The organism is Streptomyces sp. NPDC014727 (genome assembly GCF_043083485.1).
Taxonomy (GTDB): Bacteria; Actinomycetota; Actinomycetes; order Streptomycetales; family Streptomycetaceae; genus Streptomyces.
This window is the reverse complement of record NZ_JBIBYR010000002.1, coordinates 1-22,041: the sequence shown is the minus strand read 5'-3', so window position 1 is coordinate 22,041 and position 22,041 is coordinate 1. Positions and strand designations below refer to the sequence as shown.

General features: G+C 69.5%; 22 protein-coding genes. 7 read left to right on the top strand and 15 right to left on the bottom strand.

Features of this window, described 5'->3' with window-relative positions; genetic code table 11:
* Positions 1-25: 25 nt before the first annotated feature.
* The 4 genes from ACF1B9_RS03755 (at position 26) to ACF1B9_RS03740 (ending at position 3,869) form a co-directional block, all read left to right on the top strand.
* A complete protein-coding gene (locus ACF1B9_RS03755; protein WP_391738845.1) occupies positions 26-625 on the top strand; it encodes an RNA polymerase sigma factor in 600 nt (199 codons plus the stop codon).
* On the top strand, positions 613-1,614 hold the full coding sequence (locus tag ACF1B9_RS03750; RefSeq protein ID WP_391738843.1) for a CU044_5270 family protein: 1,002 nt from the start codon (positions 613-615) through the stop codon (positions 1,612-1,614). The genes ACF1B9_RS03755 and ACF1B9_RS03750 overlap by 13 nt, the downstream gene beginning before the upstream one ends.
* Positions 1,615-1,892: 278 nt before the next feature.
* Entirely contained in the window at positions 1,893-2,888 is a 996-nt protein-coding gene (coaA, locus tag ACF1B9_RS03745; RefSeq protein ID WP_391738841.1) for a type I pantothenate kinase, read from the top strand.
* 27 nt (positions 2,889-2,915) lie between these two features.
* On the top strand, positions 2,916-3,869 hold the full coding sequence (locus ACF1B9_RS03740; RefSeq protein WP_391738839.1) for a DUF389 domain-containing protein: 954 nt from the start codon (positions 2,916-2,918) through the stop codon (positions 3,867-3,869).
* 169 nt (positions 3,870-4,038) lie between these two features.
* Here the strand turns inward: ACF1B9_RS03740 and glmM are convergent, their stop codons facing one another.
* The 6 genes from glmM to ACF1B9_RS03710 all read right to left on the bottom strand — a co-directional run bounded on the left by glmM (position 4,039) and on the right by ACF1B9_RS03710 (position 9,812).
* Positions 4,039-5,397, bottom strand: a complete 1,359-nt coding sequence (gene glmM / locus ACF1B9_RS03735) for a phosphoglucosamine mutase (RefSeq protein WP_391738838.1) — start codon at positions 5,395-5,397, stop codon at positions 4,039-4,041.
* A gap of 182 nt (positions 5,398-5,579) precedes the next feature.
* Positions 5,580-6,107, bottom strand: coding sequence for a 30S ribosomal protein S9 (gene rpsI, locus ACF1B9_RS03730; protein ID WP_351078005.1), 528 nt, complete (start codon positions 6,105-6,107; stop codon positions 5,580-5,582).
* 44 nt (positions 6,108-6,151) lie between these two features.
* Positions 6,152-6,595: a 50S ribosomal protein L13 gene (rplM, locus tag ACF1B9_RS03725; protein WP_351078008.1), complete on the bottom strand. Its 444-nt coding sequence runs from the start codon at positions 6,593-6,595 to the stop codon at positions 6,152-6,154.
* A 278-nt stretch (positions 6,596-6,873) separates the two neighbouring features.
* On the bottom strand, positions 6,874-7,137 hold the full coding sequence (locus ACF1B9_RS03720) for a hypothetical protein (RefSeq protein WP_391738835.1): 264 nt from the start codon (positions 7,135-7,137) through the stop codon (positions 6,874-6,876).
* A 6-nt stretch (positions 7,138-7,143) separates the two neighbouring features.
* The gene (locus ACF1B9_RS03715; RefSeq protein WP_391738834.1) at positions 7,144-8,094 is read right to left on the bottom strand and encodes a hypothetical protein; all 951 of its coding nucleotides are present in this window, start codon (positions 8,092-8,094) and stop codon (positions 7,144-7,146) included.
* A gap of 89 nt (positions 8,095-8,183) precedes the next feature.
* Positions 8,184-9,812 (bottom strand): ABC-F family ATP-binding cassette domain-containing protein, encoded by a 1,629-nt coding sequence (locus ACF1B9_RS03710; protein ID WP_391739315.1) that lies wholly within the window; start codon positions 9,810-9,812, stop codon positions 8,184-8,186.
* Positions 9,813-9,870: 58 nt separating this feature from the next.
* Here ACF1B9_RS03710 and ACF1B9_RS03705 point away from each other — a divergent pair, with 58 nt between their 5' ends.
* From ACF1B9_RS03705 to ACF1B9_RS03695, 3 genes are all read left to right on the top strand, one after another.
* Positions 9,871-10,722, top strand: a complete 852-nt coding sequence (locus ACF1B9_RS03705; RefSeq protein WP_391738833.1) for a hypothetical protein — start codon at positions 9,871-9,873, stop codon at positions 10,720-10,722.
* 50 nt (positions 10,723-10,772) lie between these two features.
* Positions 10,773-12,641, top strand: a complete 1,869-nt coding sequence (locus ACF1B9_RS03700) for a hypothetical protein (protein ID WP_391738832.1) — start codon at positions 10,773-10,775, stop codon at positions 12,639-12,641.
* An 84-nt stretch (positions 12,642-12,725) separates the two neighbouring features.
* Positions 12,726-15,830, top strand: a complete 3,105-nt coding sequence (locus ACF1B9_RS03695; RefSeq protein ID WP_391738831.1) for a glycosyltransferase family 2 protein — start codon at positions 12,726-12,728, stop codon at positions 15,828-15,830.
* 18 nt (positions 15,831-15,848) lie between these two features.
* Here the strand turns inward: ACF1B9_RS03695 and truA are convergent, their stop codons facing one another.
* From truA to map, 9 genes are all read right to left on the bottom strand, one after another.
* Positions 15,849-16,703 (bottom strand): tRNA pseudouridine(38-40) synthase TruA, encoded by an 855-nt coding sequence (truA, locus tag ACF1B9_RS03690; RefSeq protein ID WP_391738829.1) that lies wholly within the window; start codon positions 16,701-16,703, stop codon positions 15,849-15,851.
* An 86-nt stretch (positions 16,704-16,789) separates the two neighbouring features.
* Positions 16,790-17,302: a 50S ribosomal protein L17 gene (gene rplQ / locus ACF1B9_RS03685; RefSeq protein WP_391738828.1), complete on the bottom strand. Its 513-nt coding sequence runs from the start codon at positions 17,300-17,302 to the stop codon at positions 16,790-16,792.
* A gap of 239 nt (positions 17,303-17,541) precedes the next feature.
* On the bottom strand, positions 17,542-18,564 hold the full coding sequence (locus tag ACF1B9_RS03680) for a DNA-directed RNA polymerase subunit alpha (RefSeq protein ID WP_003966937.1): 1,023 nt from the start codon (positions 18,562-18,564) through the stop codon (positions 17,542-17,544).
* 107 nt (positions 18,565-18,671) lie between these two features.
* On the bottom strand, positions 18,672-19,298 hold the full coding sequence (rpsD, locus tag ACF1B9_RS03675; protein ID WP_093897256.1) for a 30S ribosomal protein S4: 627 nt from the start codon (positions 19,296-19,298) through the stop codon (positions 18,672-18,674).
* A 31-nt stretch (positions 19,299-19,329) separates the two neighbouring features.
* Complete coding sequence (gene rpsK / locus ACF1B9_RS03670; protein ID WP_003956432.1) at positions 19,330-19,734, bottom strand: 30S ribosomal protein S11; 405 nt, start codon at positions 19,732-19,734, stop codon at positions 19,330-19,332.
* A gap of 105 nt (positions 19,735-19,839) precedes the next feature.
* A complete protein-coding gene (gene rpsM, locus ACF1B9_RS03665; RefSeq protein WP_018519286.1) occupies positions 19,840-20,220 on the bottom strand; it encodes a 30S ribosomal protein S13 in 381 nt (126 codons plus the stop codon).
* 194 nt (positions 20,221-20,414) lie between these two features.
* A complete protein-coding gene (gene rpmJ / locus ACF1B9_RS03660; RefSeq protein ID WP_003956441.1) occupies positions 20,415-20,528 on the bottom strand; it encodes a 50S ribosomal protein L36 in 114 nt (37 codons plus the stop codon).
* 60 nt (positions 20,529-20,588) lie between these two features.
* Complete coding sequence (gene infA, locus ACF1B9_RS03655; protein ID WP_003956442.1) at positions 20,589-20,810, bottom strand: translation initiation factor IF-1; 222 nt, start codon at positions 20,808-20,810, stop codon at positions 20,589-20,591.
* Positions 20,811-21,000: 190 nt separating this feature from the next.
* Positions 21,001-21,843, bottom strand: a complete 843-nt coding sequence (gene map, locus ACF1B9_RS03650) for a type I methionyl aminopeptidase (RefSeq protein WP_391738826.1) — start codon at positions 21,841-21,843, stop codon at positions 21,001-21,003.
* Positions 21,844-22,041: the final 198 nt, after the last annotated feature.

The window sequence follows — 22,041 nt, the reverse complement described above, 5'->3', positions numbered from 1 at the left end:
ACCCACCGAGTCCACTGGAGCCGATGTGACCGGACCGCCGGCCAGCCCCGACGACGACGCCGAGCTCGTCGCGCAGTCGCTGGAGCAGCCCGAGACCTTCGCCGGGCTCTACGACCGCCACGCGCCCGACATCCACCGCTATGCCGTCCGCCGCCTCGGGGAGGGCGCGGCGGACGACATCACGGCGGAGACCTTCCTCATCGCGTTCCGCTCGCGGCGCCGTTACGACCGCACGCGCCGCAGCGCCCGCCCCTGGCTGTACGGCATCGCCGCGAACCTCATCGGCAAGCAACGGCGTGGCGAGGAAAGGGCGCTGCGAGCCCTGGCCCGTACCGGGCACGACCCGGTGGCCGCTTCCTGGAGCGACCGCTGCGACGACCGGCTCTCCGCGCAGGGGCCGCTGGCCGGGGCGCTCGCCGCGCTGTCTCCCGGTGACCGCCATGTGCTGCTGCTCGTCGCGTGGGCCGACCTCGGATACCAGGAGGTCGCCGAGGCGCTCGGCATCCCTCTCGGCACCGTGCGGTCCCGACTCAATCGCGCCCGCCGCAAGGTACGTGAAGCGCTCAGCCTGGATCCCTCGTTCACGCCCGACGCCATGGAGCTGACCCCGTCATGGACGAAATGACCGTGCTGCGCGAACTGCGCGCCGACGCACCCGTTCCGGACCGTTCCGCACTCGCGGCGGGCCGGCGGCAGCTCACCGACGCCGCCGGGGGCGCAGCCGCGCGACGCGGTGTCCGCCGGCTGCGGGCCGACTGGCGGGTCGCCGCGTTCGGTGCCGCAGCGGCGATCACCGTGGCGGCCATGCTCGGCACCCAGCTCGTCGGCGCCGCCGCCCCCGACCGCTCCGGACCCGCCTCGACGACCGGCACCCTGCGGCTGGACAGCCCCGCCGAGGTGCTGAACCGGGCCGCCGACGCACTGGAGAAGCAGCCCGCCCCGACCGAGCCGCGCGACGACCAGTGGATCTATACGAAGACGGTGATGGCCCAGTCGCCCCAGTCAGCCCGGAGGAGCTCGGCCGTCGGAGGCGGCCTCACGTACGACCCCGACAACTGGGTCCCGTACCACAACTCCGCCGCGGCCAGGAACGGGAAGGACGACGACTACCGCGCGTCCCGCGATGTGTACCGGGCCGCCGACGAGCTGCCCGACGACCCGGCGCGGCTGCTGGCAAAGGTCCGCTCGTTCTACCCGACCGGCAACACCGCCGAGAGCCCGCCCGAGGCCGAGGCCCAGCACAGCTTCCGCGCGATGGGGCTGATGGTCGAGGCGTACCCGGTCGCACCGGCCGCCCTCGCCCGGATCTACCGGGCCCTGGCCACCGTCCCCGGTGTCCACGTCACCGACCACCTGGTGAAGGACGCCGCCGGACGCGAGGTCATCGCCATCACCCGGAAGGAGGACGGCAGCCACGAGCAGCGGGAGATCCTCCTCGACCCGCACGACTTCAGCTACGCCGGGATGCGCTTCGTGGTCACCGAGGACTACGAGCCCACGTCCTCCGCGGGCAGGGTGCAATATCTGTCGGAGAAGTTCAAGGCCGGGCAGATCCTGATGAGCGAAGCCCGGGTCGAGGCCGCCGTCGTCGACGCCAAGGGCGAGAAACCCTGACGCGACCCGGAGCTCGAACCCGGGAGCCGAGCACGGACGTGGGAGCGCGTCCGGGAACCGGGTCCGGTGTCCGCCACAGGGGTGCGGACACCGGACCCCCCCCCCCCCCCCCCCCCCCCCCCCCCCCGCCCCCGCCGGGGGGGGGGGGGGGGGGGGGGGCCGGGGGGGGGGGGCCCCCCCCGGGGGGGGCCCCCCCCCCCCCCCCCGCCTCCCGCCCCCGTACCCCACGTGACCGAGCCCACCCCCCGCTCCGTTCGAACTCCCGCAACAATGAACATGTGATCACTTCGCCGCCACGAAGCACCCACCGCCGTGCCGAGCACGCGGCGACGCCGTACGTCGATCTGTCGCGCGCCGAATGGAGCGCCCTGCGCGACAAGACGCCGTTGCCGCTGACCGCCGACGAGGTGGAGCAACTGCGCGGGCTGGGGGACGTGATCGACCTCGACGAGGTCCGGGACGTCTATCTGCCGCTCTCCCGGCTGCTCAACCTCTACGTCCAGGCCACCTCGGGCCTGCGCGGCGCCCTGAACACCTTCCTCGGGGACGCCGGCAACGGCCACGGGGCGCAGCGCGGCACCCCGTTCGTCATAGGGGTCGCGGGCAGTGTCGCGGTCGGCAAGTCCACCAGTGCCCGCATCCTCCAGGCGCTGCTGGCCCGCTGGCCCGAACACCCCCGGGTGGAACTCGTCACCACGGACGGCTTCCTGCTGCCGATGAAGGAGCTGAAGGCGCGCGGGCTGATGTCGCGCAAGGGGTTCCCCGAGTCGTACGACCGTCGGGCGCTGACGCGTTTCGTCGCCGACATCAAGGCCGGCAAGGACGAGGTGACAGCGCCCGTCTACTCGCATCTGATCTACGACATCGTGCCGGGCGAGCGGCTCACCGTGCGCCGCCCCGACATCCTGATCGTCGAGGGACTGAACGTGCTCCAGCCCGCGCTGCCCGGCAAGGACGGACGGACCAGAGTCGGGCTCGCCGACTACTTCGATTTCAGCGTGTATGTGGACGCGCGGACCGAGGACATCGAGGCCTGGTATCTCAACCGGTTCCGGAAACTGCGCGAGACGGCGTTCCAGAACCCGTTCTCGTACTTCCGCAAGTACACCCAGGTCTCCGAGGAGGAGGCCATGGAGTACGCGGCGACGATGTGGCGGACCATCAACAAGCCCAACCTGGTGGAGAATGTCGCGCCCACCCGGGGCCGTGCCACCCTGGTACTGCGCAAGGGTCCGGACCACAAGGTCCAGCGGCTGTCCCTGCGCAAGCTCTGAGACGTCGAGCCCTCCAGGAGTGTCCGCGTGCTGCACCTGCGCCTGATCGTCCCCGCCGACCGTACGGACGAGGTGGTGCACCTGGTGGAGAACACCGTCGGGACGACGCATCTCGTGGTGATGTCCGGGGTCGCCCGGAACCCTGCGGGCGACGTGGTGCTGTGCGACGTGGCCCGTGAGGCGGGCGACGAGCTGATCTCCGCACTGCGCGGCCTCGGTATCGACAAGTCGGGTTCGATCACCGTTGAGAACATGGACCTGACACTCTCCACGCACGCCGACGAGGCGGAGGCGGCGGCGCCGGGCGAGGGCGCGGACGCGGTGCTGTGGGAGGAGCTGACGGAGGCGACCCATGAGGAGTCGACCTTCAGCGTCACCTACGTGTCGTTCCTCGCGGTCGCGACGATGCTCGCGGCCTGCGGTGTGATGCTCGACAACGCGATCCTGATCGTGGGCGCCATGGCGGTCGGCCCGGAGTTCGGGCCGCTGGCCGGGATCTCCACGGCCCTGGTGCAGCGCGCCCCGCGGCTTGTGTGGCGGTCGCTGGTGGCGCTGATCGGCGGCTTCGCCGTCGCGATGATACTGACCGCCGGATTCGCCTGGCTGATGGATGCCTTCGGGCTGTTCACCCGCGCGATGGTCGAGGCGGACCGTCCCAATACCTCGTTCATCTGGAAGCCGGACCCGTTGTCGTTCGTGGTGGCGTTCCTGGCCGGGATCGCCGGGACGCTCTCGCTCACCTCGGCGAAGTCCGGGGCGCTGATCGGGGTCGCGATCTCCGTGACGACGGTGCCGGCGGCGGCCAACGCGGCGGTGGCGTTCAGCTACACCGACTACGGCCAGATGTGGGGCTCGGCGGCCCAGCTGCTGGCGAACCTCGGCGGAATCGTGGTCGCGGGGACGCTGACGCTGCTGCTCCAGAAGGCCCTGTGGGCGCATCGCCGCCGGACGGGCCAGGTGACGCGCCCGTCGGGCGAGTAGCGCGGACGGCCCGAGCGACCCGGCCGGCGAACGGACGGGAGTCCCGCCGGCGGATCAGGGCCGGACAGGGCGCACCGGCCTTCGCCGTGCACCACCGGAGAGGCCTCAGGGTCTTTCGTTCGATGCTGCCGGGCTCGTCCGGAGCCCGGCAGCATCGAAACGAGAGGCCCTAACCGAGCGCGGACTTCACCACGTCGGCCAGCCGCTCGGCGACCGCGCGTGCCTGTTCGATGTCGGCCGCCTCGACCATGACCCGTACCAGCGGCTCCGTACCCGACTGGCGCAGCAGTACGCGCCCGGTGGAGCCCAGCTCGCGCTCGGCCTCGGCGACCGCCGCGGCCAGCTCCGGAGAGGTGTCCACCCGGGACTTGTCGACGTCGGGGACGTTGATCAGCAGCTGCGGCAGGCGCTGCATGACCCCGGCCAGCTCGGCGAGCGTACGGCCGGTCGCGGCGACGCGGGCCGCCAGCAGCAGACCGGTCAGCGTGCCGTCGCCGGTCGTGGCGTGATCCAGGACGATGACATGGCCGGACTGCTCGCCGCCCAGCGCGTAGCCCTCGGCCTTCATCGACTCCAGTACGTAGCGGTCGCCGACGGCGGTCTGGACGAGCCGGATGCCCTCCCGCTCCATCGCGATCTTGAAGCCGAGGTTGGACATGACCGTGCCGACCACGGTGTCTTTGCGCAGGTGCCCGGCCTCGCGCATGGCGAGGGCGAGCACGGCCAGGATCTGGTCTCCGTCGACCTCCTCGCCCGTGGCGTCCACGGCGAGGCAGCGGTCGGCGTCGCCGTCGTGTGCGATGCCGAGGTCGGCGCCGTGCTCGACGACGGCGGCCTTCAGGAGGTCCAGGTGGGTGGAGCCGCAGCCGTCGTTGATGTTCAGACCGTCCGGTTCGGCACCGATCGTGACGACCTCGGCACCCGCTCGCGTGAACGCCTCGGGCGAGACCCGGGCGGCGGCGCCGTGCGCCTCGTCGAGGACGACCTTCAGACCGTCGAGCCGGTTCGGGAGGACGGCGACGAGGTGGGCGACGTAGCGGTCGAAGCCCTCGGCGTAGTCGGTGACCCGGCCCACCCCGGCGCCCGTCGGACGCGTCCAGGGCTCACCGGTGCGGTGCTGCTCGTAGACCGTCTCGATCCGGTCCTCCAGCTCGTCGGCGAGCTTGTGGCCGCCGCGGGCGAAGAACTTGACACCGTTGTCCGGCATGGCGTTGTGGCTGGCGGAGAGCATCACGCCGAGGTCGGCGCCCAGCGCGCCGGTGAGGTGCGCCACCGCGGGGGTGGGCAGCACACCGACCCGCAGGACGTCCACGCCCGCACTGGCCAGGCCTGCCACGACGGCGGCCTCCAGGAACTCTCCGGACGCACGTGGGTCACGCCCCACCACGGCTGTCGGCCGATGCCCCTCAAAGGTGCCCGCCTCGGCGAGCACATGCGCCGCAGCGACCGACAGGCCGAGCGCGAGCTCAGCCGTCAGGTCCGCGTTGGCGACACCGCGCACACCGTCCGTGCCGAAGAGTCGTCCCACTGGTGTCCTCCGAAGATGCTCCGAAACCGCAAACCAAACCAAAGCAACACAACGCGACGCTGCGTATGCAGGCCTATGAACGTCTTATGCCGTTATACGCCCGAGCGCGCTGATAAACGAACGCCCCGGCAAGCACGAGGTGTGCCGCCGGGGCGAACGTGTAAAGCAGATGAGCAGGCGGTTTAGCGCTTGCTGTACTGCGGGGCCTTACGGGCCTTCTTGAGACCGGCCTTCTTGCGCTCGACCGCACGGTCGTCGCGGGAGAGGAAGCCGGCCTTCTTCAGCGTCGGGCGGTTGTTGTCGACGTCCGCCTCGTTCAGCGCACGGGCCACACCGAGGCGCAGGGCACCGGCCTGACCCGAGACGCCGCCGCCCGAGATGCGGGCGATGACGTCGTAGCGGTTGTCGAGCTCAAGCACCTTGAAGGGCTCGTTGACTTCCTGCTGGTGCACCTTGTTGGGGAAGTAGTCCTCAAGGGTGCGACCGTTGATCTTCCACTTGCCGGTGCCCGGAACGATCCGGACGCGGGCGATGGCGTTCTTCCGACGGCCAAGGCCGGCGGCGGGCTGCGGGTCGCCGAAGCGGGACGCCAGCGACTCGCTGGTGTACTCGCCCTCGACGGGAACCTCGGACTCGAAGGTGGTCACCTCGGCGAAAACCTCTTCGCCCTCGACGCCCTCGACGGGGTTCTCAACAGTGGTCTCGGCCACGATTCTCCTCAGATCTTTCTTTTGGTCTTAGGGGGAGGCCGGAACTACTGCGCGACCTGGGTGATCTCGAACGGGACCGGCTGCTGAGCAGCGTGCGGGTGCTGGTCGCCCGCGTAGACCTTGAGCTTCGAGAGCATCTGACGGCCCAGGCTGTTCTTGGGGATCATGCCCTTGATGGCCTTCTCGACAGCCTTCTCGGGGTTCTTGTCGAGCAGCTCGTCGTAGCGGACGGAGCGGAGACCACCCGGGAACCCGGAGTGGCGGTACGCCATCTTCTGGGTCTTCTTGTTGCCGGAGAGGTGAACCTTCTCGGCGTTGATGATGATGACGAAGTCGCCCATGTCCATGTGGGGGGCGTAAATCGCCTTGTGCTTGCCGCGGAGGAGGTTCGCAGCCGTGGTGGCCAGACGGCCCAGGACGATGTCCTGCGCGTCGATGATGTGCCACTGGCGCGTCACATCGCCGGGCTTGGGGCTGTACGTACGCACGGTCGTAGCCTTCGCTTCTTCAGTGAGTGAGTCCTGACAAGGCCACCCGGACGATCACACCAGCCTTGGCGGCGCTGCGGGGACGCAACCCGAGTACCTGCCGCTGGTCATCGGCCCGGTGGACCGGCGTAAGGGCCCCTCGCGTGAGAACGACCAAGCCAATACGCATAACAAACCAGAAGAATACCGTCGCTCCCCCGCGCGGGTCAAAACAGCCCCCGAACCCCGGCCCTGCCAGGGTTCGGGGGCCGGGAGCCTGGCGTTCAGGTGCCCCGGGATCAGGCCTCGGTCGCCACGAACAGGTCCTCGGCGACCTCGGCCGTCAACGACCGATCGAACCACTCGCCCAGCACGTCCAGATCGGAACACGAGACGACCCGCTCCCGCACCTGCTCCGACACCTCGATCCCCCGCTTGGAAAGAATCCGCAGGATGTCCTCGGCGCGCGCCTCGGCACGTCCCTCGGCACGCCCCATGGCGCGCGCCTCGGAACGCAGGCGCTGGAACGTCTCCGAGCGGAAGAAAGAGAGGTCGACAGACATCAGATGTCAGGCCTCGGTCGCCACGAACAGGTCCTCCGCGACCTCCGCCGTCAACGACCGATCGAACCACTCGCCCAGCACATCCAGATCGGAACACGAGACGACCCGCTCCCGCACCTGCTCCGACACCTCGATCCCCCGCTTGGAAAGAATCCGCAGGATGTCCTCGGCACGCCCCTCGGCACGCCCCTCGGCACGCCCTTCAGAACGTCCCTCGGCACGCCCTTCAGAACGTCCCTCGGCACGCCCCATGGCGCGCGCCTCGGAACGCAGGCGCTGGGACGTCTCCGAGCGGAAGAAAGAGAGGTCGACAGACATCAGATCCCTCCAGATCTGTGCGGCCGGAGCGGAGCCCAGGCCGAGTTCGGTGAGTTCGGCGAAAATCATCGCCGTGTCGTCGTCAACGGTCTGCAGAGCGGCAGCCAGCGCCTTCAGTATGGCACCGGCATTCGGATCCTTACCATGTGTGATGGCCGAGAGCGTGGCGAGGGGAATGTCCCTGGCGGCGGCGTCCACGTCGGTGAAGACGGGGACGTTGTGCGGCCCGAGCACCAACGGGCGGAGCGACAGCGTCGGCCAAGCCGTGGGACCGATGACCACCGTCTCGGCCGCCCACTCGGCCGTCGATCTGTCCTGGCACGTCACCAGGAGCAGCGGAGGAAGCCGGTACTTCGCGTAGAGGTGAGCCACGTAATAGGCCCAGCTGCCGGGTTTGCCCCGGTCCTTCTTGCCCTGCGCCTCCACGGCCAGCAGGTAGCTGTCGCCCCCGGCCGCGTCGATGCGCAGCAGGGTGTCCACCCGTCTTTCGAGCGGTTGGATCTCGGTGAGATCGGTGGGCATGAGGGACACCGCGACAGGTTCCGGAAAGGGGAGCCCCAGCGTGCGGAAGGTCCGTGCGAAGACTCCGGGATCCTCCTGGAAGATCCGGTGCATCGCCTCGTGTGATGAGCTGACCATGCGGCCACGCTAGGGACGTGGCGTCGGACGTGCGGGCCCTTCATGGAGCGCTCACCCGGACGGGTGAGCGCCGACCCGGGCGCCCCGCCCTACCGCACCCGCTCCACCCTCCGCTCGTCCCACACCGGCTCCGCCGTCTCGCGTACGACACCGTCCGAGCCGAACACGAGGTACCGGTCGAAGGACTTCGCGAACCACCGGTCGTGCGTGACGGCCATCACCGTCCCCTCGTATGCCTCCAGCCCGTCCTGCAGGGCCTCCGCCGACTCCAGGTCCAGGTTGTCCGTCGGCTCGTCCAGCAGCAGCGCGGTCGTGCCGGTCAGTTCCAGGAGCAGGATCTGGAACCGTGCCTGCTGCCCGCCGGACAGCTTCTCGAACGGCTGGTCGCCCTGCCGCTCCAGCTCGTAGCGCCGCAGCACGGACATCGCCCCGCCGCGGTCCTTGGCGTGCTCGGTCCACAGGATCTCGACGAGTGTGTGGCCCAGCAGCTCGGGATGGGCGTGCGTCTGCGCGAAGTGACCCGGTACGACGCGCGCCCCGAGCTTCCACTCCCCCGTGTGCGTCACCGGCTCGCCCGCGAGCAGCCGCAGGAAGTGCGACTTCCCCGAGCCGTTCGAACCGAGGACGGCCACCCGCTCCCCGTAGAAGATCTCCAGATCGAAGGGTTTCATCAGCCCGGTGAGCTCCAGGCCCTTGCAGGTCACCGCCCGCACACCGGTCCGCCCCCCGCGCAGCCGCATCCTGATGTCCTGCTCGCGCGGCGGCTCCGGCGGGGGCCCGGCGTCCTCGAACTTCTTGAAGCGGGTCTGCATCGCGCGGTAGCGGGACGCCATGTCGGGGCTGATCGCCGCCTGCTGCCGCAGCCGGTGGACCAGCGCCTTCAGCCGGGCGTGCTCCTCCTCCCAGCGCCGCAGCAGCTCCTCGAACCGGGCGAACCGGTCCTTGCGGGCCTGGTGGTACGTGTCGAAGCCGGCGCCGTGCACCCACACGTCGCTGCCCGCCGGGCTCGGCTCGACACTGACGATCTTCTCGGCCGCCCTGGACAGCAGCTCCCGGTCGTGGGAGACGAAGAGGACCGTCTTACGGGTCTCCTTCAGCCTCTCCTCCAGCCACCGCTTCCCGGGAACGTCGAGGTAGTTGTCCGGCTCGTCGAGCAGCAGCACCTCGTCCGGCCCGCGCAGCAGCGCCTCCAGCACCAGCCGCTTCTGCTCACCGCCGGACAGTGTGCGCACCTCGCGCCACTGCGCCTTCTCGTACGGGACACCGAGGGCGGCCGTGGTGCACATGTCCCAGACGGTCTCGGCCTCGTACCCGCGGGCCTCCGCCCAGTCGCTCAGGGCCTGCGCGTACGTCATCTGCGCGGCCTCGTCGTCGACGGTGAGGATCAGTTCCTCCGCCTTGTCGACGGCCAGGGCGGCCTCCCGGATACGGGGCTGGGCGACGGAGACCAGCAGGTCCCGGACGGTGCGCTCGTCCCGCACGGAGCCCACGAACTGCTGCATCACCCCGAGCCCGCCGCTCACCGACACGGAGCCGCCGTGCGGCTGGAGCTCCCCGGCGAGCAGCTTCAGCAGCGTCGTCTTCCCGGCACCGTTCGCCCCCACGAGGGCGACCACCGCCCCGTCCGCGACCCGGAACGAAGCATCGCCGAGCAGCACCCGCCCGTCCGGTAGGTAGTACTCCAGATGGCCCGCTTCAAGATGTCCCATGCACAGCATTGTCACGGGCCGCGAAGCCCTGGCCCAACCGGTTTATGTTGCGTCTAGGATTCGCCGCATGAGCTTTGGGCAAGGGGGGCCCTCCTGGGGGCCCGGAGGCACACAGACTCCGGACTGGGCAGCGCTGGCCGACGAGTCCGCCGCGCGCAACCGCCGCAAGAAGTGGCTGCTGATCGGCGGAGGCGCGCTCGCCACCGCCGCGGTCGGCGCGATCGTGGCCACCGCGGTCATCTCGACCGACAAGAACAACTCCACCGACTCCGGCAAGCACGCGAGCGAGCTCCCGGCACCGTCCGACCTGCCGAACGACACCGCCGAGCCCGAGCCGTCCTTCTCCTCGGTGGCACCGCCGCCCCCGCCCGACCCGAAGGACTACATATCCGACGCCAGGAAGGACAAGGCGCCGATCACCGCCGACGCGTTCTTCCCCGGCAAGAAACTGACGATGGGCGACCGCGTCTACGTCAAGGGCGCGACGCAGCAGACGAAGAGCTGCGCCGCGACCACCAAGGGCGCGCTCGGCTCGATCCTCACCAGCAACGGCTGCGACCAGGTCATCCGGGCCACGTACAGCAAGGACGGCGTCGCCGTCACCGTCGGCCTCGCGGTCTTCGGGACGGAGGCACAGGCCAAGAGGGCGGCCCAGCAGTCCAGCGGCAGCGTCGCGCCCCTGAGCGGCGCGGGCGTGCCGTCCTTCTGCCCCGCCGGATCGTTCTGCCGCCGTACCGCCAACTCCTACGGCCGCTACGCCTACTTCGCCATCAGCGGGTTCACCAGCGGCAAGAACGTCACCACGGCGGACAAGAACGTCTACGCCACCGGCGACGACCTGACGAACTTCACGTTCCGTCAGATCCGTTACCGGGGCGAGCTCCAGGCCTCCGCGGCGGCCACCGCACCCGCCGGCTGACACGGTCGGGGGATCCCGTGCGCCTTCCGTTCCTCCTCACCCTTCCCCGCGTGCTGCGCCACAGCGCGGCCATCGGCGCCGACCTGCCCCCGGACGAGGCCGTGGTCCTCGAAGCCCCGGACGCCGCGCTCCGCACCGCCCTGACCTCGGCCACCGAGGGCGACCACGGCCCCGCGCGCGAGTTGCTCGCCGCGACCCGTGAGCACAGCCAGTGGGAGCTGCGGGACGGTTACGTGTCCCGGCTCGCCGCGGCCGCCCTGCACAACCCCGGCTGGCTGGACGCCTGGCTGGCCGAATCCCCCGAGGACCCGGACGCGGCCCTGATCAAGGCGGACCTCTGTGTCGACCGGGCCTGGGAGATGCGTACGGCACAGCGCGCCAGGCATGTCTCGCGCGACCGGTTCCAGGCCTTCTTCGCGCTGCTGGAGGACGCGGCGCCGGTGATCGGCAGGGCCGCCGGACTCAACCCCGCCGACCCCGTGCCGTGGCGCATCGCCCTGACCCACGCCAGGGGCAGCCAGGCCCCGCGCCATGTCTTCGACGACTACTGGGCCGAGGCCCTGGCACGCGACCCGCACCACTACGGATGCCACGCCGAGGCGCTCCAGTACCGGTGCGCGAAGTGGTCGGGCTCGCACGAGGAGATGTTCGGCTTCGCCGAGGGCGCGGCCGACACGGCCCCGCCCGGTTCGAAGCTGCACGCGCTGCCGCTGACCGCGGCGCTGGAGTACGTGATCGCCGCCCCCGCTGCACCGGTCGGCCCCGACCCGTACGAGCCCCGCGTCACGGCGGCGATCACCCGCGCCCTGGACCTCTCCGCCGCGTACGGACCGGGCAGCCACGAGGCGGCGGGCTTCCGTAACCACCTGGCCCTGATGCTGCTGCGTACGGAGCGCTGGGACGAGGCGCTGGAGGTCTTCCGCAGCATCGGCGTCCACGCCACCCGATTCCCCTGGGCGTACTTCGGCGACGACCCGCGCCAGGAGTTCCTGGACACCCGCTCGGGCGTCCGGGTCCACGTGGCGACCAGGACCCCGTTCTTCGGCCGTCCCCCGCAGTCCCGTACCGCCCCCGCGACCGCCCCCGTCTGGGCACCGGGCGCTCCGTGCGCCGTCGCGATAGCGGCCGCCCGCCCGGCCGAGGTGGCGCAGGCGGCCCTGATGTGCGGCGTCTCGCTCCGCACCGCCCCGGCGACCGCCACGCACACCTACGTCGAGGCCGTCCCGGAGGCCCGGCCCGCCAAACGCTCGGTCCTCTCCACGGAGGACCCGCTGACCACGGCGGCGGACAACTTCACCACCGGTGAGAAGTGGCCCACGCTGGTCCTGCGCCGCACACCCGAACGCTGTGGGTTCACCCTGTTCCTCAAGGGCAGGCCCCTGGCCACCCACGAGTGGAACGCCGCGTCCCCGGCCCCCGATCACACCGCGGTCACTGTCACGGCCGAAGCCCTCTCCCGTGCCTTCGCCCTCAAGGACCCCCGCCCGCTGACGCACATCCTCCGCTCCACCGCCAACCCGTCCCGCCACCAGTCGGACCTTCTGGCAGCCCTGTCCCTGCCCCCGCTGCCCCCGGGCTTCGGCGACCGTCAGGAGGTCCTCGACACCCTCCCCGACGCCAGGGTCCTCGCCCGCCGCGGCCTGCTGTCCGGCATGCGCTCCACGATGACCACCCAGGACGGCGAACACCCGTCGGCCCCGGACAGCCACGAACCCCGCCCGCCACGTTGGTGGCTGCTCCGCGTCCTGGGCCTGCTGCTGTTCACCGCGGCCACGGTCCACGCCTGGTCGACCCCGGACGTCGGCCCGCTCCGCGCGACGCTGCCCACGCTCGCGGCCCTGTTCCTGGCGGGCCGGCTGACGGGGGCCTGGCGACAGCGACGCCGGGCACGCGGCGGGGCCGCAGCAGCCTCGGAATGAGAGCGTCGACGCTTCCGGGCCCACCTGTGTAGGGTCTGCGGGTCTGATGTGACGGGGTTGTGCGCAGCCGAAAGCGTGGGTGGGATGGCGGTCAAGGTCACGGTGGTGGTCCCGACGTACAACTCGGGAAGCCACATCGAAGCACTGGTCGACTCGATGCTGGGGCAGACGATGCCGACGGACGAGTTCGAGGTGCTCTTCGTCGATGACGGTTCGACCGACGACACACCCTCTCGGCTGGAGGCCCTGGTCGCCGAGCACGACCACTTCCGGATGACCCGTATCCCGAACTCGGGGTGGCCGGGCAGGCCCCGCAACATCGGCGTCGATCAGGCCAACGGCGAGTATGTGCAGTTCGCCGACCACGACGACCGCATGGCACCCGAAGCACTCGAGCGGCTCTACTCCATGGGGCAGCGCAACGGTTCCGACATCGTCATAGGGAAGGTCGCGAGCAACTTCCGCAGTCGTGGAGTTCCCTACGGACTGATGAGCCGGACCCGTGATGCCTGCACCGTCCAGAACGCGCCGCTGATCGACAGCCTGACGCCGCACAAGATGTTCCGCACCGCGTTCCTGCGTGAGCACGGAATTGTGCACCCCGAAGGTCCTTGGATTCTGGAGGACCAGCTCTTCATGGTCCGCTCCTATCTCAAGGCATCCGTCGTGTCGGTGGTCGGCGACTACGTCACGTACTCGTACTGGGCGCGCGAGGACGAGGAGAACGCCGGCACCGCACTCATGGACCCACGCTGGTACTACGGAAATCTGCGCCAGATCATGGCCACCGTGGTCGCGGGCACCGAACCCGGCCCCGATCGCGACCGTCTTCTCCGCCGTTTCTACCGAGTGGAGATGCTGTCCAGGCTCGGCGTACCGGCGCGTGGTGCTCTCATGGACCCGCGGTTCGAGGACGACCCGTTCGAAGCGGTACGCGAACTGGCCGAGGAGTTCGTCACCGACGGAATGCACGATGGTCTGGCCCCACTCCTGCGGGTCCGTTCCACGCTGCTGCGGCAGAACCGGCCGGAGGAACTGAATGAGTTCACCCTCCGCCAGACGGACCTCAAGGCCCGGTGCACGGCAGCATCCGCGACCTGGAACCGTGACCGGCTCAAGGTCGCGTTCACCGCGCGCTTCGAGGAGCGGCCGGACGGCTCGGGGCTCGTACTCTCCCGGGACGGGGACCGGTACTTCCTCGCGCCGTACCTGACGGACGGCATCGTCGACGAACCGGTGGACGTGACAGGCGAGTTGAAGTCCTTCAAGGTCGATGTGCTGCTGCGCCACTCGGAGACCGCGCATGTGTGGGTCCTCCCGCACCGGACATCCCTGGTTCTTGAGGAAGAGCGCGGTGCCGACGGCATCACACTCGTACGCCCCCTCATCACAGGAACCGTGGCGATCGACCCGCAGCGTGCCGCCGGTGGCGGGCCGCTCGGGAAGGGCCGGTGGCAGGTCCAGATCCGGCTGTCCGGAGCCGGTCTCGACCGGTACGCGGAACTCGGCGCATCGACCCCGGCTGCCGACCTCCTCGTCCCCGCCCCGCAGATCCTCGCCGGCCACGAGATCACCCCCACCCACACCGACACCGGCCTCACCCTCGTCGTACGCGCCACCGACAAGACCCCCGCGCCCCGCCCGCCCAAGGTCAGCGTCGTCCTTCCCACCCATGAGGCCGCACCGGAGTCCCTCCAGGAGACGCTCGACTCCCTCACCGCCCAGACGCTGCCCGCCCATGACGTCGATGTGGTCCTCGTCGGCGACGGCGACGCAGAGGTGCGCTCTTCGAGCGGCGCCGCGGCCCGCAACACCGGAATCGAGGCGGCCACCGGCCAGTACGTGCTGTTCATGGAGCCCGGCGACCGCCTCGCGCCCGAGGCGCTGCGGTGGATGTACGACTACGGCATGGAGCACGATTCCGACATCGTCGTCGGCAAGCTCGCCGGCAAGGACCGCGCCCTGCCGCGCGAACTCTTCGCACGGGACCGGCCTCGGGCAACGCTCGCCAAGGACCCCCTCGCCGACAGCCTCACTGCCAACAAGCTCTTCGACCGGACCTTCCTCACCGAGCATGCCCTCCGCTTCCCGGAGGACCAACACCCGCTCTCCGAGCAACTCTTCACCGCCCAGGCGTATCTACGGGCGGGCCACGCCTCCGTACTCGGCAGCCAGGTCTGCTACCACTACGGCCCGAAGCGGCCCACGCCCGCCCTGCCGGCCGCCGAGTTCTACGCGGCGCTGCCCGCACTCCTGGAGACCGCCGACACGCTGGCAGGCCCCGGCGCGGCGCGTGACCGGCTGCACCGGCGCTGGCTGCGCGTCGAGGTGCTCGACCGGATCGGCGGCAAGCAGTTCCTGGGGCTGGACGAGGAGGCCCGCGCCGAGCTCTTCCACGAGATCCGCAAGGTGCTGAGCGGCCGGGTGTCCGAGACCGCGGTGACGGGGCTGCCGGTCTCCCGCCGGGTGGCCATCGGCCTGATCGAGGACGAGGACCAGGACTCCCTGGTGCGGCTCGTCGAGTGGGAGAACTCCATCGCCTGCGGCACCACCCTCACCGAGGTGTCGTGGCAGGACGACGGCACGCTGCACATCGCCTTCGGCGCCCAGCTGCACACCGCCGACGGCCCGGTCGGAATCACGACCGACGACGGCGACGACGGGGACCGGCACTCCCTCGCCCCGACCGGCCTCCCCCAGCCACTCCTCGACCGCTTCGCAGCCGAACCGCTCACCGGCGGTGCCTCCCCGGACAAGGCATCCGCGGTCCTGGTCCTGCGGGAGCGCAGCAGCGGCGCCGAGTACCGCCTGGTCACGGAGAGCGAGGTCATCCGTGGCGGCGGCGCCCTGACGGTGACCGGCTCCACCGGGCTGGATCCCGCCAATGCGGTGGCCGGCTCGCCGCTCGGCGAAGGCGTCTGGGACCTGTCCGTACGTCTCAACGCGTTCGGCTGGACCAAGTCCGCCCGCCTCGGCAAGGTGCGCGGCCCTGAGGTCTCCGAACACCTCACCGCCGTACCTCACCCCACCGAGCGGTTGCTCCGCATCACCCCGTACTGGACCAATCCGCACCGTGACCTGTCGCTGCGTGTCGAAGTCCCCAAGCCGCCGAAGCCGGCCACCCCCGCGACGCTGTCCCGCAAGCCGGGCCTGCTCAGCCGGGTCGCCCGGATCGTCCGCAAGCGCTGACGGCCCGGCCCGAGCATCTCAGCAGCAGCCGTCCCCGGGGAGCGTGCGCACATTGCGCGCCTCCCTGGAGCGGGCGGCCAACAACGCGTCGGCCGGGTAGGCCACTTCCTCCAGCGTCAGCCCGTGGGGCCGCACCACATGCACCCCGGGATCCCGCACCCGTGCCGCCAGCACCTGAGCGGGCCACTCGGCCGGACGGCGCCCGTCGCCGACGAACAGCGCCGCGCCGATCAGTGCCCGCACCATGTTGTGGCAGAACGCGTCGGCCTGCACGGTCGCCGTCATGATCCCGGACGCCTCGTCCCGGACCCAGCTGAGCTTCTGCAACGTACGGATGGTCGTCGCGCCGTCGCGTTTCTTGCAGTACGCGGCGAAGTCGTGCTCCCCGGTCATCCGGGCCGCCGCCTCGTTCATGGCATCGACGTCCAACGGCCGGTCGTGCCACAGCACATGACCGCGCACCAGCGGATCCACCCCACCAGGACGGTCGGCGACACGGTAGGCGTACCGGCGCCACAGCGCCGAGAACCGGGCGTTGAACCCCGCCGGAGCCCGTTCGATGCGCCAGATCCTTACGTCGGGCGCCATCCGCCCGGCCATCCGGCGCAACAGCTTGTCCGCGTGCTCGGCCCACACCTCGTCCGGCAGATCGACATGCGCGACCTGGCCCCGGGCATGCACCCCGGCATCCGTGCGCCCGGCGACGGTCAGGTCGTACGTCCGCAAGGACCGCGTCACGGTCCGCAGCGCGTCCTCGATCTCCCCCTGGACGGTCCGCCTGGAGGTCTGCTTGGCCCAGCCGGAGAAGTCCTTGCCGTCGTACGCCAGGTCCAGCCGCACCCGCACGAAGCCGGGCTCCACTTCGTCACTCACCCAAGGATCCTTGTCTCCAGTACATACGGAACGGGCCCGCACCGCCCCGAAGGGTGATGCGGGCCCGCCCGGTGGTCTCAGAACGCTCAGGCGTCCTTGGACTCCGCCTCGGCCTCGGCCGGCTTGGCGTCCTCGACGACCTCGGCGGACTCGGCCGGAGCCTCGTCCTTCTTGAGGGCGTCTTCCTTGACCGCACGCTTGGTCGCGGCCTCGGCCTCACCGGTGGCCTGCTGGGCCACGGTCAGCGCCTCGACCAGCTCGATGACCGCCATCGGGGCGTTGTCGCCACGACGGTTGCCGATCTTGGTGATGCGGGTGTAACCACCGGGGCGGTTCTCGTACCGCGGGGCGATCTCGGTGAAGAGCGTGTGTACGACGCCCTTGTCCGTGATCGACTGCAGCACCAGGCGACGGTTGTGGATGTCGCCCTTCTTCGCCTTGGTGATGAAGCGCTCGGCGACCGGACGCAGGCGGCGGGCCTTGGCCTCGGTCGTGGTGATGCGGCCGTGCTCGAACAGCGACTTCGCGAGGTTGTTGAGAAGAAGCTTCTCGTGCGCGGCGCTGCCGCCCAGACGGGCACCCTTGGCGGGCTTCGGCATGGTGTTTCTCCTTGTGTGCTGCACCGGCCGTATCAGGTACCGGTGTCAGTTCCCGCGCGGCGGACGCCGCACGGAAGATCAGATCCGAACAGGCAAGAACCGATCTCGAGCCCGTCCGGCGTTTCGAGGACAAAGCCTCACGCCCGAGCCCGAGATCGAGCCCGTCCGGCGATTGAGGACAGAGCCTCACCCCGGCCCGGGGCACCCGGCCGAACCCGGGCACCCCGGCCGGAGACGGGTCAGTACTGCTCGGTCTCCACGAAACCGGCGTCCGCGTCGTCGTCGGCGCCGAAGGCGTCGGCCGCGGCCGTCGGGTCGAATCCGGGCGGGCTGTCCTTGAGCGCCAGGCCCATACCGGCCAGCTTCGCCTTGACCTCGTCGATCGACTTCGCACCGAAGTTGCGGATGTCGAGCAGGTCGGCCTCGGAACGAGCCACGAGCTCACCCACGGAGTGGATGCCCTCACGCTTGAGGCAGTTGTACGAACGGACCGTGAGCTCCAGCTCCTCGATCGGCAGCGCCAGATCGGCGGCGAGCGCGGCGTCCGTCGGGGACGGGCCCATGTCGATGCCCTCGGCGTCGATGTTGAGCTCACGCGCCAGACCGAACAGCTCGACCAGGGTCTTGCCGGCCGAAGCCATGGCGTCACGCGGACGCATGGCCTGCTTGGTCTCGACGTCGACGATCAGCTTGTCGAAGTCGGTGCGCTGCTCGACACGGGTCGCCTCGACCTTGTACGTGACCTTGAGCACCGGCGAGTAGATGGAGTCGACCGGGATACGGCCGATCTCCTGGCCCACCTGCTTGTTCTGGACGGCGGAGACGTAGCCGCGACCGCGCTCGACGGTCAGCTCCATCTCCAGCTTGCCCTTGCCGTTCAGCGTGGCCAGGACCAGGTCCGGGTTGTGGACCTCGACACCGGCCGGCGGGGCGATGTCAGCAGCGGTGACCAGGCCGGGACCCTGCTTGCGCAGGTACATCACGACCGGCTCGTCGTGCTCCGAGGAGACGACCAGCTGCTTGATGTTGAGGATGAGGTCGGTGACGTCCTCCTTGACGCCCGGCACGGTGGTGAACTCGTGCAGGACGCCGTCGATCCGGATGCTGGTGACAGCGGCACCGGGGATCGAGGAGAGGAGCGTACGGCGAAGAGAGTTGCCGAGGGTGTAGCCGAAGCCCGGCTCCAGCGGCTCGATGACGAACCGGGAGCGGAACTCGTCAACGACCTCTTCGGTCAGCGACGGACGCTGAGCGATAAGCATGTTGCGTTCCTTCAGTCGTGGGCGCCCACTATTTGACGCCCCCAGATACTGACAAGGGTACGGGCGGCACGACCCGAAAGAGCCGTACCGCCCGGACCCACGAGCTACTACTTGGAGTAGAGCTCGACGATCAGCTGCTCCTGCACCTGGGTGTCGATCACCTGGCGCTCGGGCAGGGAGTGCACGAGGATCCGCATCGTCGACGGCACGGCTTCGAGCCACGCCGGCACGGTGCGCTCGCCGGCCTCGGCCTGCGCCACCTGGAAGGGGGTCAGGGCCTTGGACTTCTGACGAACCTCGATCACGTCGTTCACGGCGACGCGGGCCGACGGAATGTCGGTCTTCGTGCCGTTCACCGCGATGTGTCCGTGACGCACCAGCTGACGGGCGTGGTCGCGGGACTTGGCGAAGCCTGCCCGGTAGACCACGTTGTCGAGGCGGGTCTCAAGGATGCGCAGAAGGTTCTCACCGGTCTTGCCGGTCTTCTGGTTCGCTTCCTTGTAGTAGTTCACGAACTGCCGCTCAAGAACACCGTAGATCCGCGAGCACTTCTGCTTCTCACGAAGCTGAAGAAGGTACTCGCTGTCCTTGGTGCGCCCGCGTCCGTGCTCACCCGGGGGGTAAGGACGGATCTCGATCGGGCACTTCGCGCTCTCGCACTTGCTGCCCTTGAGGAACAGCTTCTGCTTCTCCCGACGGCATCGCTTGCAGTCGGCCCCGGTGTATCGCGCCATTTTCCAGTTGTCTCCGTTGCTTCAGACGGAATCAGACGCGGCGGCGCTTGGGCGGCCGGCATCCGTTGTGCGGAGTGGGGGTGACGTCCTGGATCGAGCCCACCTCCAGGCCGGTGGCCTGGAGCGAACGGATCGCGGTCTCGCGGCCGGAGCCCGGACCCTTGACGAAGACGTCAACCTTGCGCATGCCGTGCTCCTGCGCGCGACGGGCGGCCGACTCGGCGGCCATCTGCGCGGCGAAGGGGGTGGACTTGCGCGAGCCCTTGAAGCCGACGTGGCCGGCAGAGGCCCAGGAGATCACGTTGCCCGAGGGGTCCGTGATCGAGACGATCGTGTTGTTGAACGTGCTCTTGATGTGCGCGTGGCCGTGAGCAACGTTCTTCTTTTCCTTGCGACGCACCTTCTTGGCTGCGCCCTGACGTCCCTTGGGGGGCATGTCTTGACTCCAGATGGAGAGGGGAGGTGATCGGTCCTACAGCGAAGACCGCTGGTTGCTGCGGCTGACCGGTGATCCGGACACCCGCAGTGCGTCCGCTGAGGACTACTTCTTGCCCGGCTTCTTCTTGCCGGCGATCGCGCGACGCGGGCCCTTGCGGGTACGGGCGTTCGTGCTGGTGCGCTGGCCGTGGACCGGCAGGCCGCGGCGGTGACGCAGGCCCTGGTAGCAGCCGATCTCGACCTTGCGGCGGATGTCGGCCTGGATCTCGCGACGGAGGTCACCCTCGGTGCGGAGGTTGGCGTCCACGTACTCGCGGATCTTGACCAGGTCCTCTTCGGCCAGGTCACGAACGCGGGTGTTCGGGTTCACGCCAGTGGTGGCGAGAATCTCCTTGGACCGGGTGCGCCCGATACCGAAGACGTAGGTGAGGGCAACCTCCACGCGCTTTTCGCGCGGGATGTCAACACCTGAAACGCGTGCCATTCAATGGCTCCAGTTGTTATTTCGGGGGTCTTCCACAGCGCCGCTCCCGATCGCCGACCTCTCGCGAGGAGAGGTGGTACGCCCGGGTCCCCGGCCCCCGCCGGAGGTGTCGTCAGCCGAAGCTTGGACGGACTCTGCGTATGTACGTATTACGTGCGTCGCGCGAAGTACTGCGAGATGCAGGGGGTCGTGCGTCAGCCCTGGCGCTGCTTGTGGCGCAGGTTGTCGCAGATGACCATGACCCGACCGTGACGGCGGATCACCTTGCACTTGTCGCAGATCTTCTTGACGCTCGGCTTGACCTTCATGGGATGTCAGGTTCTCCGGGTCAGTGCCATCACCGCGCCGAGGCGGGGTGCGGGCAAGATCTACTTGTAGCGGTAGACGATCCGGCCACGCGTCAGGTCGTACGGAGAGAGCTCCACGACGACCCGGTCATCCGGAAGGATTCGGATGTAGTGCATCCGCATCTTGCCGCTGATGTGCGCGAGGACCTTGTGACCGTTCTGGAGCTCCACCTTGAACATGGCGTTCGGGAGGGACTCGATCACGGTGCCCTCAATTTCGATGGCACCTTGCTTCTTGGCCACGCTTCGCCCTTCGAATCGGCTACCTTGATCGACTTTCGGTATCACATGTGGACACACGGATGCACAAGAGCCGACGCGTCAGTCTACGTCAGCGGACCCCAAAAGACGAATCCGTCAAGTTTGCCCACCGCGGGAGATCCTTAGACCTCCACAAGAGGGTCAAATCAGCCGATGGGGTCTCCCCTGGTCCTCAAGACCTCGGGGAAGGGTCCGGCGCCGCCTCGATTCCGTACTGGGCCAGCTTCGCCTTGCCGCAGTCGGGGGCGGTCAGGACCAGCGGGCCCTGCTCGGTGAGGGCGATCGAGTGCTCCCAGTGGGAGGACCAGGTGCCGTCCGTGGTGATCACGGTCCAGTCGTCCTGGAGCACCTCGGTCTGCGCCGTGCCGAGGGAGACCATCGGCTCGATGGCCAGGCAGACGCCGGGCACGAGCTTGATGCCCTTGCCCCGCTTCCGGGAGACGTAGTTCAGCAGGTGCGGGTCCATGTGCATCTCGGTGCCGATGCCGTGGCCGCCGTAGTCCTCGATGATCCCGTACTTGCCGGTGGCCGGACGCGGCTGGCGGCGGATGTAGGACTCGATCGCCTTCGAGACGTCGACGAGGCGGTTGTTCACCTTCATCGCGGCGATACCGGCCCACATGGACTCCTCGGTCACCCGGGAGAGCTCGATCAGCTCCGGAGCGTGACCGGTGCCGACGAACGCCGTGTATGCGGCGTCGCCGTGCCAGCCGTCGACGATCGCGCCGGCGTCGATGGAGATGATGTCGCCGTCCTTGAGGACGGTCTTGTCGTCCGGGATGCCGTGGACGACGACCTCGTTGACCGAGGTGCAGATGGTGGCGGGGAACCCGCCGTACCCGAGGAAGTTCGACTTCGCACCGTGATCGGCGATCACCTTGCGGGCCACGTGGTCCAGGTCCAGCGTGGTGGCGCCGGGCACCGCCGCCTCGCGGGTGGCCGCGTGAATGGCAGCGACCACCAGCCCCGCCTCACGCATCTTCGCGATCTGCTCGGGGGTCTTGATCTGCACCATTGCGCGGCGCCTCTCTGCATCGAACTGCATCGAACGGTGACGGGGTGCGGCGTACTCAACGATACGGCGCAAACAGTCGGGGGGGGGGGCCCCGGCCGCCCCCGCCCCCCGGACGAGGTGTGGGGGGGGGGGCCCCCACCCCCGCACGGCACCCCCCCCCACCCAACCCCCCCCCCGCCCCACCCCGCACAAGACCCG